The sequence below is a fragment of the Methanolapillus ohkumae genome, assembly GCF_032594355.1.
GTDB lineage: Archaea > Halobacteriota > Methanosarcinia > Methanosarcinales > Methanosarcinaceae > Methanolapillus > Methanolapillus ohkumae.
This window is the reverse complement of sequence record NZ_CP131061.1, coordinates 568,361-585,221: the sequence shown is the minus strand read 5'-3', so window position 1 is coordinate 585,221 and position 16,861 is coordinate 568,361. Positions and strand designations below refer to the sequence as shown.

Sequence of the window (16,861 nt, the reverse complement as noted above, 5' to 3'; positions counted from 1 at the left end):
TCCGATTTATCAATTTCAAATTTATCAACCGTTTTCAATTCACATCAATTCGTTTTTTGGTGAAAATATGGCAGTCGCGGATGAAAAGTGGCATAAAAAACTCAAAGATTTTCTGAAAAGATATTACCAAGACGAAGTTTTGGAACTTGCCAACAACTATCCGGACAAACGCAGTCTGATTGTGAATTATGATAATTTGGAAATTTTTGACCGCTCGATTGCATCGGATTTAATTGAAGACCCGGAAACTGTTCTTGCGGCGCTCGAATTTGCCTTAAAAGACGCGGATTTGCCGCTTGCGAAAGGCTTTGACAACGTGCATGTCCGCGTCGTTAATATTCCCAACCGCATCCCGATTCGGGATTTGCGCAGCAAACACTTATCCAAATTCGTCGCCGTCGAAGGCATGATCCGGCGCGCCACCGACGTTCGCCCCCGGATTATGAAAGCGGCTTTTAAATGCATGCGCTGCGACACGATCACCTTTGTCGAACAGCCCGGCAACAAAATGGACGAACCCTATTCCGGATGCGAAAATGAAAATTGCGGCAAACGCGGACCGTTTAAACTGATTGTGGAACAATCCGACTTCATCGATTCCCAAAAAGGACAAATTCAAGAATCCCCCGAAAGCCTCAAAGGCGGCTCCAATCCACAAAGCATCGAGATCAATTTCACCGACGATTTAACCGGACTCATTTCTCCCGGCGACCGTGTCATTATCAACGGAATTCTCCGGTCGGTCCAACGCCCACTTCGGGAAGGAAAATCCACGTTTTACGATTTGGTTCTGGACGCCAATTCCATTGAGCGCCTTGATCAGGAATTTGATGAACTCGACATCACCGCTGAAGAAGAAAACCAAATTCTTAAGCTGTCCAAAGACCCTCAAATTTACGAGAAAATCGTCAGCTCGATCGCGCCGACCATTTACGGAAACGAACATGTGAAACGGGCACTGATGTACCAGCTGTTTTCCGGCGTTGTCAAATCATTCCCGGACGGTTCACGCGTTCGCGGCGACATTCACATAATTCTTGTCGGCGACCCCGGTGTCGCGAAAAGTCAGTTGTTGCGCTACATTGTCCGGCTGTCACCGCGCGGGGTTTTCACGTCCGGAAAAAGCGCGTCCGCAAGCGGTCTCACCGCCGCCGCCGTCCGTGACGAACTCGGGGACGGGCGCTGGACAATTGAGGGCGGTGCCTTGGTCATGGCCGACATGGGTATTGCGGCCGTTGACGAAATGGATAAAATGCGCGACGAAGACAAAAGTGCACTTCACGAAGCGATGGAACAGCAAACCATCAGCATTGCCAAAGCCGGCATCATCGCGACTTTAAAATCCCGGTGCGCCCTCCTCGGCGCCGCGAACCCTGTTTACGGACGATTCAACCGGTTTGAAAGCTTAGCCGACCAAATCGACATGCCTCCCGCCTTACTGTCCCGTTTTGACTTGATTTTCGTTCTCCTCGACGTTCCCGAAAGCCGGATGGATGCCAAAATCGCCGGCCATATTCTCCAAACACACTATGCGGGAGAACTGATTCAGCAAAAGAATAATCTGTCATCGTCGCACATCACCCAAGAAATGATTGACGCTCAACTGATTTCCATTAATCCGGACATTGAGCCGGATTTGCTGCGCAAATATGTCGCTTATGCCCGCCGCAACATTTATCCGGTAATGGATGAAGATGCCCGCATTCATTTAATTGATTTTTACACCAGCTTGCGCAAACAAGGAGAAGGAAAAAACACGCCGGTTCCGGTAACGGCCCGGCAATTGGAAGCGTTGGTCCGTTTGGCGGAAGCCAGCGCCCGCGTCCGCCTCAGCAACAAAGTTACGATGGAAGACGCAATCCGCACCACGGACATCACGATGGAATGTCTCAAAAATGTCGGCATTGACCCGAGCACCGGTCAATTGGATGCCGACATTATCGCATCCGGTATCAGCAAATCCCAACGGGACAAGATCGGAATAATTAAAGACATCATCCGAACCATTTCCGATCGTACGCAAGGCGGAAAAGCATCCCGAAAAGAAGTCTATGCCGAAGCGGAAAAATCCGGAATTACAAAAGAAGAATTGGATGTCAATCTTAACAAAATGCGGCAAAAGGGAGAAATTCTCGAGCCGGATGTCGATCATTTGAAACTGATTCATTAAAAATCAATGATGCCGGCAATTTTCAAAAGTTTGAAATCCTTGTATTCCAAAACCAAAATCATCCTTCTCTTTCCAAAAACCAAAATCAACCTTCTCTTTCCAAAACCAAAATCAATTCATTCAGGTCAAATCATGTATGTTAAAACCTACAAGTCCGAGAAAAATTTCATGGTCGCGGTTTGCGACCGGGATTTAATCGGCCAAAAATTAAAAAATGAGAAATGTGAAATTCATGTATCTGCCTCCTTTTATCAGGGAAATGAAGCGGATGCGGAAACAGTGACTCGGCTTTTAATGTCGGCGACCACTGCCAATTTAATCGGAAAAAAATCGGTTTCCTGTGCAATCGATTGCGAGCTCATCGACCCGGATTCGGTGATTTACTTCGGCGATATTCCACACGCTCTTTACTTCACGATTTAAACATGATAATATTTTACGATTTAAACATGATAATGTTTTACGATTTAAACATGATAATGTTTTACGATTTAAACATGATAATATTTTACGATTTAAATTCATGATTAATGATTTCACGATTTTAAATTCAGTTCACATTTAAGCCATGACTGCGCCGGAATCAAGTGAACAAAGTTTATGAACTATGGATTGCATTGGATGGTTACATTTAATTACAAATCTCTCTTATTCATTTCAATTTTTATGTATAAACATTTCAATTCGTTTAACACTTCAATTCATTTAACATTTCAATTCGTTTTAATTTACTCCAACTCATTTCAATTTATTTCAAATTAAAAACCATATTCAAAGACTTCATTTTGAGATTAAATATTTTAAATGATATTAAGAAATCAAATTTTTATAAAATCAAATCATGGAAAAGTATTTTTTCCATTTTTCCCATATTTGATTCCTATGACAATTTCAATTTCTTTTTTATGTGTTTTCTCTCAATATCGAAAAATTGCCGAACCGGTGATATTGTGCAAGCAGAAGAAATTAAAATTATGAACCGAGATGAACTCATCTCCGCAGCTGTTGTCAAACATGAACGCTTTATTTCGGAATATCAATCCGAATATGATGCCCTCAATTCCGGCACATCCTCTTTGATCCAAGAGATCGACGCGTTGAAAAAAGATGTGGAAAGCGCCGAAGAAAAATCCGGTGTTTATGACGAGAAAAAACACTACGCAGGGCATGAAGCTGAAGAAGAATTGAAAAAACTCAATGCCAAACCGGCGGAAGTTGAAAAAATCCAAAAAGGAATTGAAGACCTCGTCTCTTCCAAAACCTCGGACACGGCCGATGAGCGAAAAGCGGTTTATGAAACCCTTTGCAACGACATTAAAAGTTTAGACGCAGATGTTTCCGTCCTTTTGGCAAAAGTTGACGCGGCTTACAAGGCGTATTTGGATGGGAAAGAGTTGGGGGAGAACTTAGCCGCTCAAAAAATTCTGCTGGACCAAAAACAAAAAGAAAATGTCGAAAACAAAAGAGTCGACTGGTTGAAAAAGAGAATTGAAAGCCACCAAGAAGCGTTGGTTTACTGGAAAGGAATGAAATAAAGGTGGTTGACATGTCCGACAATACTCAAATTGACAATACTCAAATGGATAATACCCAAAATAATAACGAACCCGTCGAATTATCTGTTTCCAAAGAAATTGCCGCGGAAGAAATTGAAACATTAAATTTCACGGAAAAAGACGCGATGGCTGTCCAAGAAGCACAAGAAGCCGCCGTTTTAAAAGAAGACAAAGAACTTATTGAAATGCGTCTCAACGAATTAAAAGTCTCGGTCTCAACCATGACGGAAAATGAAGTGAAAAGCAAATCCAACAAACTCCGGACAACCTTAGACCGGGATGAAAAAACCCTCAAAAACATCTTTAAAGAATTGAAACTTCACCGGGCAGATGTGGAAGACCTCAAAAAGAAACGTGACGCTTTAAACGCCCAGGTTCGGGATTTGTCCAAAACCGCACAGGTCAGCCGGAACAAACGCGACGAAGTCAATCAAAAAATCGCCGAACTTAAAGGTTCCCGGACAACGGAAATGGCGGACACGAAATCCAAATCCGAAGAAATTAATCAAATGAAAGCCCGCCGGGACGAATGCAACAAAATTTCCCAAAGCACATTTGAAGGCTTGTCCAAGGGTTACCGCGCGGAAATCAAAACGTTCCTGGAAATGGATATCAATTTGGAGCATGAAAAGAGTTCCTTTGAGAAGCTTTTAAATTTGTCCGTCCGGTTAGAAGCCGCCAAAGAAGCCAATGTTCTTCATCACCAAATGAAGGAGTTTTATGAATCTAACAAAGGCATGTACCAAAAAAGCGATGAGTTGTCCGCCGAAATTAAGCAGTTGTCCGACGAATCTCAAAAATATCACCTTGAAATGATTGAGATGTACCGAAAAGTGGACGAGCTCCGAAAAGAAGCGGATGGTTACCACAAGCGGCTCACCGAGCGCTATGCGATGATTAAGCCGATTTCCGCGAAAATTGATCCGCTCAAAAAATCCATCGCAATCACCCGGCGCGAACTGGACATTTATTTGGAGCGCGGAAAAGACTTCCAAGCTGAAAAAGATGAAAAGCGTGTGGATAAAATCCATGATTCCGCCAAGGAAAAACTCAAGCAAAACGGCCGGTTGAGCCTGGAAGACTTGGGTGCTTTAATTGAAAAAGGCGACATTAAGTTCAATAAATAATTTTGCACATATTATGTGATATTGTATATGATATGAAAATGATTCGAATTTCCGAATCATTTTTCTTTTCTTTTTTCTTTTCTTTTTTCTTTTCTTTTTTCTTTTTTTCAATAAAACAATGTGATTGTTTTTCTATGTTTATCAGCTCGATGAGGTTTTTGAGTTTTCCATTTTTATCAAGCCCGGGAGGAGGTTTTTGAGTTTTCCATTTTTATCAAGCCCGGGAGGAGGTTTTTGAGTTTTCCATTTTTATCAAGCCCGAGAGGAGGTTTTTGAGTTTTCCATTTTTATCAAGCCCGGATGAAGTTTTTGAGTTTTTATTTTATCAGCCCGGGGACGGTTTTTGAGTTTTTATTTTTATCAGCCCGGGGACGGTTTTTTGATTTTCATCTTCTAAAGTGATTGCGGTCACGCACGTATGCGGCGGCAAACCATCCTGCCGCAAAATGTGAAAAAATCCGTGCACAAAATAAATATGATGGAAAAACGCAATTGAAAAGATTATGATTCAAATCCGTTTGGAAAAAAAAGAAGACGAGCGAATTGTCGAAGAACTGACGCGGGAAGCGTTTTGGAATGTTTACGTTCCCGGATGCACCGAACCATTTCTTCTTCACCAAATGCGAAAGTCACCGGATTTTATTCCGGAACTGGATTTCGTCGCTGTTTGCAACAGCAAAATTGTCGGAAACATTGTCTATACCCGGTCCAAAATTGTCAATGAAAGCGGTCAAGAATTTCCAACCCTGACATTTGGTCCAGTTTCTGTTTTGCCGGATTTTCAAAAACAGGGAATCGGAACCGCGCTGATTGAGTATTCTAAAAGAGAAGCAAAAAGACAAAAATTTTCTGCAATTATCATTTACGGCAATCCCGATTATTATTCAAAATTCGGATTTAAAGCGGCATCCGCCTTTGGAATCAGCCGGGCGGACGGCAAATTTCCAAAAGCGATGCTGGCTTTGGAACTACAAGACGGTGCTTTGTCCGGCATCTCCGGTTGTTTTTTTGAAAGTGCCGCCTTTGACATAGATCCGACGGATGCGGAAAAATTTGATTTGAATTTTTCACCGAAAGAAAAAAGGAGAACGGATTCTCAAAAAGAGTTTGAAATTTTAGCGAATCTGTTCGAATGATTTTTCAATTTAATTTTATAGATCGGACGCAATGACATCATAGACAAACTTTTTGCCTTTTTGATGCGCTCCGATGTATGTGATTACGAGCATAATCACGAGATAAATTAAATAAACGATTTCAAACTCAATCACCTGAAACAGAAGTGTCAGGAGCGAATAAAGAAAGATCATAAAAGCTGTTGTAATGAAAAGGTCCCGACACAACAAATATTCCCGGTGGGACATTTCAATCATCGGCTCCGTTCTGTGTTTTTTATAGATTTTATACCAATTTGAGTTTTCATAGGAACGTTTTTTCTCAAGGTCTTGTGGCATCTGATCATAGATTTCCGAATATTTTTTAAGAACATCTTCTTTTGTAAATCTTTTATCGACATTTTTTTCATTCATTTCGCTAAAAGCCGTTTCTCCCGGAAGATTTTGTCTCATGTACAATACTTTGTCCTTTGTGCCGGAACTAAACAAGCTTTCAACAACTAAAATAAAACAATAAAAAACAGCAGATAAGACTGCGGAATATAACAACCCAAAGAAGATTGTGACGAGTTCAATGCTTTCTTTTGTCATATGAATATCAAAAATTCCTGACAAAAGAAGCAGAATTAAAATATTTGTGATAATGTACCAAGTCAATTCCTTTTCTCGATAATCTTTTAAATTACCCAAAAACCTTCATCTCCATTCTTTTAAATTCCGAAACAATTCAATTTAGTTTTATAAGATTTTATGTTTTATATTTTTGCAATTTATAAACCCGTTGGCATAAATCTATCCGAAATGTTCATATAGATTATACTGTTTATAGACAATATTAACAGAAATGACAGGAGCGACATCCATTGAATATAATCATTTCCAACATCGTCAAAATTCCGATTTATGAACAAATCAAGGAACAAATCAAATCTGCCATTTACTCCGGAGAATTAAGAGAGGGAGATTTGCTGCCCTCCATCCGGCAATTGGCCAAAGATCTTAATGTCAGTGTGATCACAACTATGCGGTCCTATACGGATTTGGAGCAGGAAGGATTTGTTGCAAACGTTCAAGGAAAGGGCTGCTATGTGCAACCACAAAATCCGGAATTGTTGCGTGAACAAAAACTGCTGGAAATTGAAAATAATTTGATAGCAGCTATTTCGACAGCAAAAACAATCCGAATCACCCAAAACGACCTTTTGGAAATGCTTAAACTTCTGTCGGAGGAAGATCACTATGAATAACGTTTCAAATACCATTCCAAATAATATTCTTGAATTAAACAACGTGACCAAACATTTTACCGGATTTTCTCTTCAAAATGTTTCCTTTTCTTTACCGGAAGGCTTTATTATGGGTTTTATCGGAAAAAACGGTGCCGGAAAAACAACAACCATCCAATCCATTTTAAACATGCTTCCACTGGATAGCGGAGCTATATCTGTTTTTGGAAAAGATCATCTTGCCGACGAGCCGGAAATCAAAAGCAAAATCGGTATTGTAATGGACCAATCCTTTTACTTGGAAGAGTGGAAAATTACCGATGTTGAAAAAGCCTTGTCCCCGTTTTATGAAAAATGGGATTCGGGCTTGTTTTCATCTCTTCTTTCCCAATTTGGGCTGGATAAAAAAAAGAAAGTTAAGAGCCTGTCCCGTGGCATGCGGATGAAACTCATGATTGTCGTTGCTTTGTCGCACGGCGCCGGTTTGTTAATATTGGATGAGCCAACCAGCGGGCTTGATGCTGTTTCCCGCAGCGAACTCATGGAAATTTTGAAAAATTTTGTCATGGATGAGAAAAAAGGAGTTTTATTTTCCACTCACAACACGCAGGATTTGGAAAAAATTGCCGATTACATCACATTTATCAATGACGGCCGAATTATTTATTCAGATACGAAAGACAATCTTCTTGAAAAATATGTTCTTGTCAAAGGCAAACAAAATACACTTTCTGACGATCAAAAAAAGAAAATCATTGGCTATCGGGATTATAATTTCGGATTTGACGGACTAACCGACGTGAATGATTTGAAATTTTTGCCGGCTTCTGTTGTCGTTGAGCCGGCGACATTGGATGACATTGTCATTCGATTCAATATAGGCGGCGACTTTATTGAGAAAAATATCCGGAATAAGACAAAGAACGATACAGGAAATATTGTTGAAAATAATGTTGAAAAGAAAGAGAAGGGAGTTTGAAAATGAGTCAAATTGAAATGAAAAGAATCGGAGCGTTTGCCCGTTTGGATTTTTACACCATTAAGCCTTACCTCAAATCTTTTTATTTGATGATTGTGATTTTGGTTCTTTTCTTTTTGTTCTTACGGTCCGTTTCTATTTTGGCGGCAATGGCTATGGTTAGTTTGGTGACCATTTCATCTTATCCATTTACCATTGGCGAAAAAAACAATATGGATATTTTGTATTCCACTTTGTCCTTGAAACGAAAAGATGTTGTCATCGGACGGTATGTTTTTATGCTTTTCATTGAAATTGCCGGAATGAGTTTGATTTTCTTGCTGTCGCTTGTAATGCAATATTTTTTCAAAACCACTTATGAGATGATGGAAGTTTTCATTACACTATGCATTTTACTTGCGATTTCCTTGTCTGTTGCCGCCATTCAATATCCAATTTATTTCAAAATCGGATACACAAAAGCTAAGTTCATGGCGATGCTTCCGCTATTCATGATCTTCGGATTGATTATCATAAGTCCGTTTTTCATCCAAAACATGGAAACAGTTATTGAAATGGCTGACTCCAATATCATGCTCATCGGAGGAATAGCTGTCCTACTTGGATTTGTATTCCTGGCAATATCCTGTTGGGTCTCATGCAAATTGTATCAAAAAAGAGATTTGTAAAAATACAAAATTTATCAAAAAATGCCCGAACCCGCAATTTCATTAGAAAAAATAAAATTTGCCGCCATAATGTGCAGCAGCGCCAAAAAAATAAAAAATGAAGGCAAAATCGTCAACCGATTTTGCTCATTTCACAAAAACAAAAAAGAGCGGAAAAATTAATATTTTCCGCCGGCTGCCGCTTTTTTATTTTCAATCCGCTTCGTTGCGTATTCTTTGTTGGAACCGCTTGAGCTTCCTTTGCCAGCACTTCCTCTTTTGGATTTTTTATCCATTTTAAAATCATCGTCGGAAGCATCATCTTTTTTATAAACATACCCGCGCCGTTCTTCTTTGCCTTCGGTTTTTGCGGAAGAATACGGTTTTTTATAACCGCTTTCTTTTTTGTCCCGGCTTGGTCTTTTTTCAGCATTTCCTTCCCGACCGGGTCTCTTTTCGCTTTTTCCATCCGCCCGGCCACCGCGTTCCGTGCTTGAACCGCGTTCGGACCGTCTGCCTCGACCGGAATCTTTGGAATCTTTATCGGCGTAACTGCTTCCACGACCTCTCTTCTTGGGCTCTTCTTCGCTGTCCCGTCTCTTTTTATGGATTTGGGCAAACATTTCATCCAAATATTTATCATCATTTCGGGGAAGAATCCGGTTTTCGTAGGCTTGTTTTAAAAGGCACGCGACAATTTCTTGGGAACTGCGGCCGGACTCCGTAAGCATTTGCCCGAATTCCAAAAACGGATCAGCATCAGTGGTTTCAACAAAGTCTGAATCAATCAAGAGAGTCAAATCATTCTTTAATTTTTCCCGATTTATTTCCGCGACTTGTTCGGCATTGGGAAGCTCAACCCGGCGGACGTCAAAGCCGGCAATTTTTTTGATAAACGCGAATTTTCTAAAATCGGCCGGCGTCAACAATGTGACGGCGATTCCGGTCTTTCCGGCACGTCCGGTCCGCCCGATCCGGTGCGTGTAGGATTCGGGGTCTTGCGGAATGTCGTAGTTGACCACGTGGGTGAGTTCATTGACATCGATTCCACGGGCGGCAACGTCGGTCGCGACCAATATTTTTAATTTTTGTTTTCTGAATCGTTCCATAATGCGTTGGCGTTGTTCCTGCAAAATGTCGCCGTGAATCACATCGGCGTCATAGCCGCGTTCTTCCAAGCGGTTGACAACTTCATCCGATGTGTCTTTTCTGGCGCAAAACACGAGGCCATAGAAATCGGGGTCGGAATCAATGACCCGGCAAAGCGCTTCGAATTTAAGAGCTGGCGGGACATCAATCGACAATTGTTCCGTCAATTCTCCGTCTTTGACTTTTTCAACCGCCACCATTTCATAGTCGCCCATGTATTTTTTCGCAATTCCGAGAATCTGTTTGGGCATGGTCGCGGAGAAACACAACATCCGTTTATCATCGTTGGTGTGCTGGATAATTTCTTTGATGTCGTCGATAAATCCCATGTTAAGCATTTCATCAGCTTCGTCCAAAACGAAATAGGACAGGTGGGAGATATCTAAGCGTTTGCGGTGAATTAAATCAATGACGCGCCCCGGGGTTCCGACGACAATGTCGGCACCGGCGGAAAGTTCACGGAGTTGAACCGTAATCGGCTGACCGCCGAAAACTGGAATAATTGAAAGATTGCGAATGCCGCCAAAGGTTTCCATTTCTTCGCACACTTGAAGCGCGAGTTCGCGGGTTGGTGTTAAAATAATCGCTTGCACGCGTCCTGTTTTTTGCGTGATATTTTGAATAATCGGAACGCCAAACGCGGCGGTTTTTCCGGTTCCGGTTTGTGCTTGTCCGATAATGTTGGCTTCTCCGGTCAAAAACAGAGGAATGGTTTTAATTTGAATCGGTGTCGGATGTTCATATCCTTTTAACCGAAGGGCTTGAATGATGTTGTCGGAAATTCCAAGGTCTTGAAATGTCGTTGGAGTCATTTGAAAATCTTTCGTTGAAGTCGGGGTTTGAGCTTGAGTTTGAGTTTGTTTTGTCATTTTAAAATCCTTTTGATTTCATAAGCAAGTGTGTTGTGCGTTATGAACACTGCTTTTTTGCAGGATTAAAGGAAATGAAAGGATGAATGAAAAGTCATCCAAAGCATTTTCATCCGTTTTTTCCATCTTTGTTTAAGAGGGACGGGCGTTTACAAAAACGCTGATTCATACGCTGTCGAGGGAAATACATAATAAAAAAAGTTATCGGAAGCATTTTTTCCGAAATCTTAAAATTATCTGAAAACCCGAATTTCCAGATCTGTTCCCTAAATCTTTGCAACAACGCGAAGAGAAATTTATCTGGAGAGAAACATACAATAATAAATCCCCTATATGAATCTTTCTTAAAAAAATTCCTACACAACGCTATCGGAATTTTTTAAGGCGGGGGACAACCGGCCTCCAATGGATTGTTGGCGCCAACGTCTTTTTTTCAGTTTCAATTTTTGTTTGAGTGTTGCTGCAATTATTTACTGTTTTGAGTATTGCTGCAATCTGCTTATGGTTTTAGGGGTGCTGCTGCCGCGCGCGTTATGGTATCCAATTTTTAAATTTCAATAAAAACCGGGTCTGGTTTTTAATGCATCTTTTAAAAATTTGAACATAACTGCATTCTGTTTATGGTTTTAGAATTGCTGTCGCCACGTGCGTTATGGCAGCAAATTTTAAATTTTCAACAAAAACCGGTATTTGATTTTTAATTCATGTTTAAAAATCATATCCGCTGCTTTTTTTGTTTACGGATTACAGTTTGCCGCATCCGTTTCCAATTTTATAGTTTGCTGCATCCGTTTCCAATTTTATAGTTTGCTGCATCCGTTTCCAATTTTACAGTTTGCTGCCGTCTTTCGCCAACATATTCCTTTTCCTCAACAATCCGATTCAATCAGATGCGTTTCGCATCTGATTGAATCGGAGCCGGGCTGATTGGAATTAGGAACCAATCAAAATATTTTGCTGTCCGGCCCACCGCACTTACCTTAAAAGAGGTTTTGCAACAGAGTTTTTGCTTTTACATTTGTTTTTACTTTTTTTATTCAAGATGTTCTTGTCCAAAGAAAAATTCCGTTTCTTATCGTTTTTTGAACTTTTGAAATATTCGCCGTGATTTTTTGATAAGTAATTTAAAAACTCATCTTCTTTTAATTGGTCAAATTTTTTTCGTGTCTCTAACAACTTATTTTTAACATTTATTGGAAATAACTCAAATTCTTGAGAAATATGGTTTTTGCCTGAATTAGAGAGCTTATATTCTTCCGCATTTGATTTTTCAAATAATTGGCGGTCTATATCCCTTGAAAAATACATACAAACCAAAGTATCCGCCAAATCATCACATTTTGGGCCGGACTTGTGGAATTGAAAATTAATATCCTGAACCAATAAATTCGAATCATTCTTGAAAGATTCATAAACAATAAAAATTTCACGAATGAGGCGGTTCATTCCGACAATCGGTTTTTCATCGGCGTACAACAAACTCAGGACCAGATCATATTCGGAAATCATTGTCCGTGTTTCGTTTTTCAGCCGAATCTAGGACTCGATAAACAAGTCTTCTCCTGTTTTTGAAAAAACCGGGACATTCATAATTTCGTTCATAAATTCATTCATAAATACTCTCCTCCTATCTTGAAAAACTTTTGAAAATATATGGTTGAGATTTATTTCCGGAAACAATTTGAGTACAATATCGAACATTTTCTATTTTTATGAATAGATGGTATGAGATTTTATTCTTTATAAAGTTTTGTCTATAGAATAAACGATTTTGAATTTTTGGAAGGGTACAGCCATAAACGTGGTCTTTCATTTTTTTAAAGTCCATATTTTCGCGGCAAAGGGCTTTTGAAAAGCGATCACGGTTTATCTCATTATCCATGATCATTATTTTATCAATTATATTATGCATTGTTTTTCGGTCTTCTTTTTTCAAATGAATTTCATATTCCATATGACAAAGATTACATTTTACTGTTACAGGAGATTGAATAATTTGGCTCATATGATTTTTCCCAAATGTTATGCCGATGACATTACAATTTGCTGAATAATTTTTTACAGCTGTCACCGAACCATTTATCAAAACGGTGACATTCGGATTGAGACAATAACAACAGCAATATTTATTCATCACAGCCTTGTCCGCCAAAGTCCCCACCCTTTGTTTTTTTATTTTAATTAGAATCTTTTTTGAATTCATCTTGAATATTTTGGAATATTTTTGAGTTGCCGGACCTTTTGAATTTTGCACCTTTTTTTCAACAATCTCTCCAAAACTTTCGTAATTATTTAATCCTTCCGAAATGATTTTATTATAAAAATCAATTGTATGTGATTGATTCTTATGAATTTTACAAATTTGTCATCCATTGAAAATGAATACGACATCATTGTCGTCGGCGCCGGGCCCGCCGGCTCAATGGCGGCGAAATATGCGGCAATTGACGGTGCCCGTGTCCTTTTGGTTGACAAAAAAAAAGTAATTGGAAAGCCGATGCAATGCGCCGGATTTATTCCGGAAGCCTTCGAAATTGAAAAACTGATCCCAGACTTAGTTTTGCCGGAGGAAATGAAAAATATCCCGCAACATTGCATCCGGGCAAAAACAAAGACGCAACGGCTCACGAGCCCGGATTTAAACTCAAAGGACTTCCTCGTCAGCGGATTTGTTTTGGACCGCGAGCGATTTGATTGTCAGCTGGCAAAACAAGCTCTGATGGCCGGTGCCGATGTTTTGCAAGACGCGCGGGTGACCCAAATTCAAAAAACAAAAGATGGAGAGTTTGAGTCTGTTTTAATTCAATTCGGCGGCGAATCTGATGACAAATCCGGCGGTGAATCCCGCAAACGTGAAATTTTCGGGAAAATCATTATTGGTGCCGACGGTCCGTCCTCTTTTGTCGGAAAAACTTTCAGGTTGGTTCATTCGGAATCGGAGAAAACAAATTCCGGCGCGCCTTATGAGCGGGGAATCGGTTTTGAGTATAAAATGGAAAACGTGGACACCGACATGGAAACGCTGGACATGTATTTTGGAAACCGGTATGTTCCGGGCGGCTACGTTTGGATTTTTCCGGAAGGGAACGGAAAAGCCAATGTCGGACTCGGCCTTCGCCGGTCTCTTTGTTCTGAAAAAACGCCGGCAACGATGTCCGAAAAACTGTCGGCAAAGGCTTTTTTGGACAGATTCATTTTGGAACATCCAATCGCGTCCCAAAAATTAAAATCCGCGACCATCACCGCGCAAACCGGCGGGATTATTCCGGTGGCGGGCGCGCCGCCCAAAACGGCTGCAAAAACCGCGCTTGTGGCCGGCGACGCGGCGGGACACGTGATGGCCACAAACGGTGGCGGCATTCCATTTGCGCTTGCCGCCGGGAAAATCGCGGGACAAGTGGCGGCGAAACAGATTCAAAAACAAAACTCCGGGAATGGCTTCTCGGTTTTGGAATATGATTCCATTTGGCGGGAACAGTTTGGCGACGCACTTTTGGCAACCGTCCAAGCTCGGAAACTGATGGACAAATTTATTGTGTCGGACAAGCTCATGAATGCCGCTTTTAAATTGCTTCCGGCGGACCGGCTCAAAGCCATGCAGTGCGGCGATTTGCCAAAACCGGTGAAAACCGGGCTGAATTTGTTGTTGAGATGAACCGAAAAATTTGCCGGTTCATGATGTAAATGTTGGTTGGATTGGACGGATTATATTTCATGCCGGTTGCCCTTATTATTTTTCATTTTATCATTTATTGTTTATTTTTACGATTTTTTCAAATTTGTTAATGGAAAATAGATGAGCGGTGTCATAAAAACAAGCAAAATCATTAAAAAAACCAAAGCCAGATAATAAAATCCTTTTACATCCAAATCGGATTCATTTTTGGATGAATAATAACCAATGGCTGCTTGTACAAATGGGATGGCAAACGCCAGAAAAAAAACAGAAGAATTTCGAAAAACATATAAAAACGGAAGTGTCAAGACGAAACCAAAAAGAGCCGATTTGGCTGTGCCTTTGGAAAGCAGACCGTAAACCAAACTTCCAAATACATAAAAAAATGCGGCAGCGATGGCCGGAAGAATACTTTGGGACAGCGGACCAAAATAATAAGCGATGACACTTGCAAAACCGATCGCTAAAAGTATCACAAATAAAATGATATTATTTTGGATATTATTTTGATTTGTAGGTTTGAAATATTTCATGTTGTCGATTCCATTTTTTAATTTTTTGTTTCTTATTTTTGAGTTTTTAATTTTGTTTTTAATTTCGGTTTTATTCCGTTTTTAATTGATTCCCATCCACAAAAAAAATCCGAAATTCGCAATTCCGAGACAGATTATTAATACATATCGGACAGCTTGTTGTGTTCGTTCTTCGGGCATTTCCAACGCTGAAAAATATCCGTTAAATCCATTGATGACGGTCATTCCGGCAAATGCAGAAACGTACAAAAGTTCCGCAAACAAATTCATATTTGAAAATATTTCGTTTCCGTCCAGATAGCCGAAAATGATTGTAAAGATGCCAAAAATGATTGGGAAAGACACGGAGAGGAGGGTGGATTTGAATCTGTCTTTGGATAAGATTCCGTAAACCGGTCCGCCAAAAAGCAATAGAGTGAGAAAAATATTTTCAAAGTGGATATCGGGCAACATAATAATAAGAAAAAGAACAACAAATAAAATAAAAAGCAGAATGCGGATGGAATTATTTTGTTCTATTATTTTCATAAAAACACCTGGAAAATTAGTTCCGATAAAATTATCGGAACTAATTTATGTCATTGCCTTTTGATTACTGTTGCATATCCATTGTTATATGCAGGAGATGAACAACTATTATTCAAATAGGTACTATTGTTACTTACAGACCAACTTGAATTTCCAGAAAAAAGACCCGCAATGTATTTCTCAACAGGTTCAAAAGCAATCGCCTGATGGGGAGAACTGCTATCTTCATGTGCTCCAGCAACAACATATCCTTGAGGCATTTGATATATTCGAACATGGTAACCACCAGTGGGCCTAATTGGGTTCGAAGCAACACTTTGACTTCTTATGTATGTCTGTGTAAATGGATCGTATACACGATAATCATATTCTATAGTTATGACTCCTGTCCAATTTGTTTTGGATAATATAAACGTTTTTACGATCGATGCTGAAGTATTTTGCCACATCATATTGACAGGATCGGCTCTTATGTAAAGACCACCTCCTGGATAATTCGGGTCAACAACTTTCCATAAATAATCAGGATATGGATACCCAACGGCCTTCCAATTATAAGGATCTGAACCTGTTGTCACAACAAGTATTTCAGTTTTTGATTCTTTCGTATAAACATCTAAGGTCACCATATTTCCTTCAAAATTAATTAATTTATTTTTATTGTCAATCAAATATGTTTTTTTTGATAAAATATTGTTTGTTCCAAACATTTCATTAAATTTTGGATCATTGCTTTGATATATTTCTTCTACAATCAGTTCGTTTGTATTAGAATTTTTTATTTGCGTTTTATAATTTGTTGTAACTGTTACATTAAAAGTATGATCTTCAATCCACTTATCGGATTTTTCTTTTAATGCCCGCTTTTGAATATCTGTCAGTTTTTCATAATTAAAATCAGGCGAATCAAAATCAATGCCTTTCAAAACATCCTTTTGTTCAGTTTTTTTCATTTCATTATTTGTTTCAGCAACAGTTGGAACAATTAATGTTATTAAAATAAGAAAAATACAAACTAAACGAATAAGTTTATTTTTCATTTGTTAAGTTCCTCCTTACAGATTTACAAACATTTATGTAATAGAAAATCAGAGAAAGGAGTGAATTCTAAAGGTGACTACACTTGAATTCACTCACAATCTAAACCAATATTGACAACAGCAAATTGTCAATATTGGATGTGAGTAGATTTTCTCAACATAAAATTATATTCAGATGTATGTAAATTGGTAAGTCTTTTTGAAAGTATTTCGTATACGATTGAAAAAAATACGTCTGTTTCTTCA

Annotated in this window: 16 protein-coding genes; 9 read left to right on the top strand and 7 right to left on the bottom strand. The window is 39.5% G+C overall.

The window, feature by feature from the left end; all coding sequences use genetic code 11:
* Positions 1 to 67 precede the first annotated feature (67 nt).
* From MsAm2_RS02335 to MsAm2_RS02315, 5 genes are all read left to right on the top strand, one after another.
* Positions 68 to 2,170 (top strand): minichromosome maintenance protein MCM, encoded by a 2,103-nt coding sequence (locus MsAm2_RS02335; protein ID WP_338098211.1) that lies wholly within the window; start codon positions 68 to 70, stop codon positions 2,168 to 2,170.
* A 6-nt stretch (positions 2,171 to 2,176) separates the two neighbouring features.
* A complete protein-coding gene (locus MsAm2_RS02330) occupies positions 2,177 to 2,593 on the top strand; it encodes a DUF424 domain-containing protein (protein ID WP_338098210.1) in 417 nt (138 codons plus the stop codon).
* A gap of 527 nt (positions 2,594 to 3,120) precedes the next feature.
* Positions 3,121 to 3,705, top strand: coding sequence for a hypothetical protein (locus MsAm2_RS02325; RefSeq protein ID WP_338098209.1), 585 nt, complete (start codon positions 3,121 to 3,123; stop codon positions 3,703 to 3,705).
* An 11-nt stretch (positions 3,706 to 3,716) separates the two neighbouring features.
* Positions 3,717 to 4,853 (top strand): coiled-coil protein, encoded by a 1,137-nt coding sequence (locus MsAm2_RS02320; protein ID WP_338098208.1) that lies wholly within the window; start codon positions 3,717 to 3,719, stop codon positions 4,851 to 4,853.
* Between the two features lie 503 nt (positions 4,854 to 5,356).
* A complete protein-coding gene (locus tag MsAm2_RS02315; RefSeq protein ID WP_338098207.1) occupies positions 5,357 to 5,989 on the top strand; it encodes a GNAT family N-acetyltransferase in 633 nt (210 codons plus the stop codon).
* A 15-nt stretch (positions 5,990 to 6,004) separates the two neighbouring features.
* On the opposite strand, the gene MsAm2_RS02310 is transcribed toward MsAm2_RS02315, so the two are convergent.
* The gene (locus MsAm2_RS02310) at positions 6,005 to 6,658 is read right to left on the bottom strand and encodes a hypothetical protein (RefSeq protein ID WP_338098206.1); all 654 of its coding nucleotides are present in this window, start codon (positions 6,656 to 6,658) and stop codon (positions 6,005 to 6,007) included.
* A gap of 173 nt (positions 6,659 to 6,831) precedes the next feature.
* Here MsAm2_RS02310 and MsAm2_RS02305 point away from each other — a divergent pair, with 173 nt between their 5' ends.
* The 3 genes from MsAm2_RS02305 to MsAm2_RS02295 are packed head-to-tail and all read left to right on the top strand — an operon-like array spanning position 6,832 to position 8,841.
* Complete coding sequence (locus tag MsAm2_RS02305) at positions 6,832 to 7,215, top strand: GntR family transcriptional regulator (protein WP_338098205.1); 384 nt, start codon at positions 6,832 to 6,834, stop codon at positions 7,213 to 7,215.
* A complete protein-coding gene (locus tag MsAm2_RS02300) occupies positions 7,208 to 8,173 on the top strand; it encodes an ABC transporter ATP-binding protein (protein WP_338098204.1) in 966 nt (321 codons plus the stop codon). Before MsAm2_RS02305 ends, MsAm2_RS02300 begins: the two co-directional genes overlap by 8 nt.
* Before the next feature lie 2 nt (positions 8,174 to 8,175).
* Positions 8,176 to 8,841 (top strand): ABC-2 transporter permease, encoded by a 666-nt coding sequence (locus MsAm2_RS02295; protein ID WP_338098203.1) that lies wholly within the window; start codon positions 8,176 to 8,178, stop codon positions 8,839 to 8,841.
* Between the two features lie 158 nt (positions 8,842 to 8,999).
* Here the strand turns inward: MsAm2_RS02295 and MsAm2_RS02290 are convergent, their stop codons facing one another.
* From MsAm2_RS02290 to MsAm2_RS02280, 3 genes are all read right to left on the bottom strand, one after another.
* Positions 9,000 to 10,838 (bottom strand): DEAD/DEAH box helicase, encoded by a 1,839-nt coding sequence (locus MsAm2_RS02290; protein ID WP_338098202.1) that lies wholly within the window; start codon positions 10,836 to 10,838, stop codon positions 9,000 to 9,002.
* Between the two features lie 975 nt (positions 10,839 to 11,813).
* Positions 11,814 to 12,314 carry a hypothetical protein gene (locus MsAm2_RS02285; RefSeq protein ID WP_338098201.1) on the bottom strand — a complete coding sequence of 167 codons (501 nt, stop codon included), beginning with the start codon at positions 12,312 to 12,314 and terminating at the stop codon, positions 11,814 to 11,816.
* Between the two features lie 151 nt (positions 12,315 to 12,465).
* Positions 12,466 to 12,990, bottom strand: coding sequence for a hypothetical protein (locus MsAm2_RS02280; protein ID WP_338098200.1), 525 nt, complete (start codon positions 12,988 to 12,990; stop codon positions 12,466 to 12,468).
* A 195-nt stretch (positions 12,991 to 13,185) separates the two neighbouring features.
* On the opposite strand from MsAm2_RS02280, the gene MsAm2_RS02275 reads away from it, so the two are divergent.
* On the top strand, positions 13,186 to 14,493 hold the full coding sequence (locus MsAm2_RS02275; RefSeq protein WP_338098199.1) for a geranylgeranyl reductase family protein: 1,308 nt from the start codon (positions 13,186 to 13,188) through the stop codon (positions 14,491 to 14,493).
* Positions 14,494 to 14,600: 107 nt separating this feature from the next.
* Here the strand turns inward: MsAm2_RS02275 and MsAm2_RS02270 are convergent, their stop codons facing one another.
* The 3 genes from MsAm2_RS02270 to MsAm2_RS02260 form a co-directional block, all read right to left on the bottom strand.
* Positions 14,601 to 14,990: a hypothetical protein gene (locus MsAm2_RS02270; protein WP_338098198.1), complete on the bottom strand. Its 390-nt coding sequence runs from the start codon at positions 14,988 to 14,990 to the stop codon at positions 14,601 to 14,603.
* A 138-nt stretch (positions 14,991 to 15,128) separates the two neighbouring features.
* Positions 15,129 to 15,575 carry a hypothetical protein gene (locus MsAm2_RS02265; RefSeq protein WP_338098197.1) on the bottom strand — a complete coding sequence of 149 codons (447 nt, stop codon included), beginning with the start codon at positions 15,573 to 15,575 and terminating at the stop codon, positions 15,129 to 15,131.
* Positions 15,576 to 15,625: 50 nt separating this feature from the next.
* Positions 15,626 to 16,615 carry a hypothetical protein gene (locus MsAm2_RS02260; protein ID WP_338098196.1) on the bottom strand — a complete coding sequence of 330 codons (990 nt, stop codon included), beginning with the start codon at positions 16,613 to 16,615 and terminating at the stop codon, positions 15,626 to 15,628.
* Positions 16,616 to 16,861: the final 246 nt, after the last annotated feature.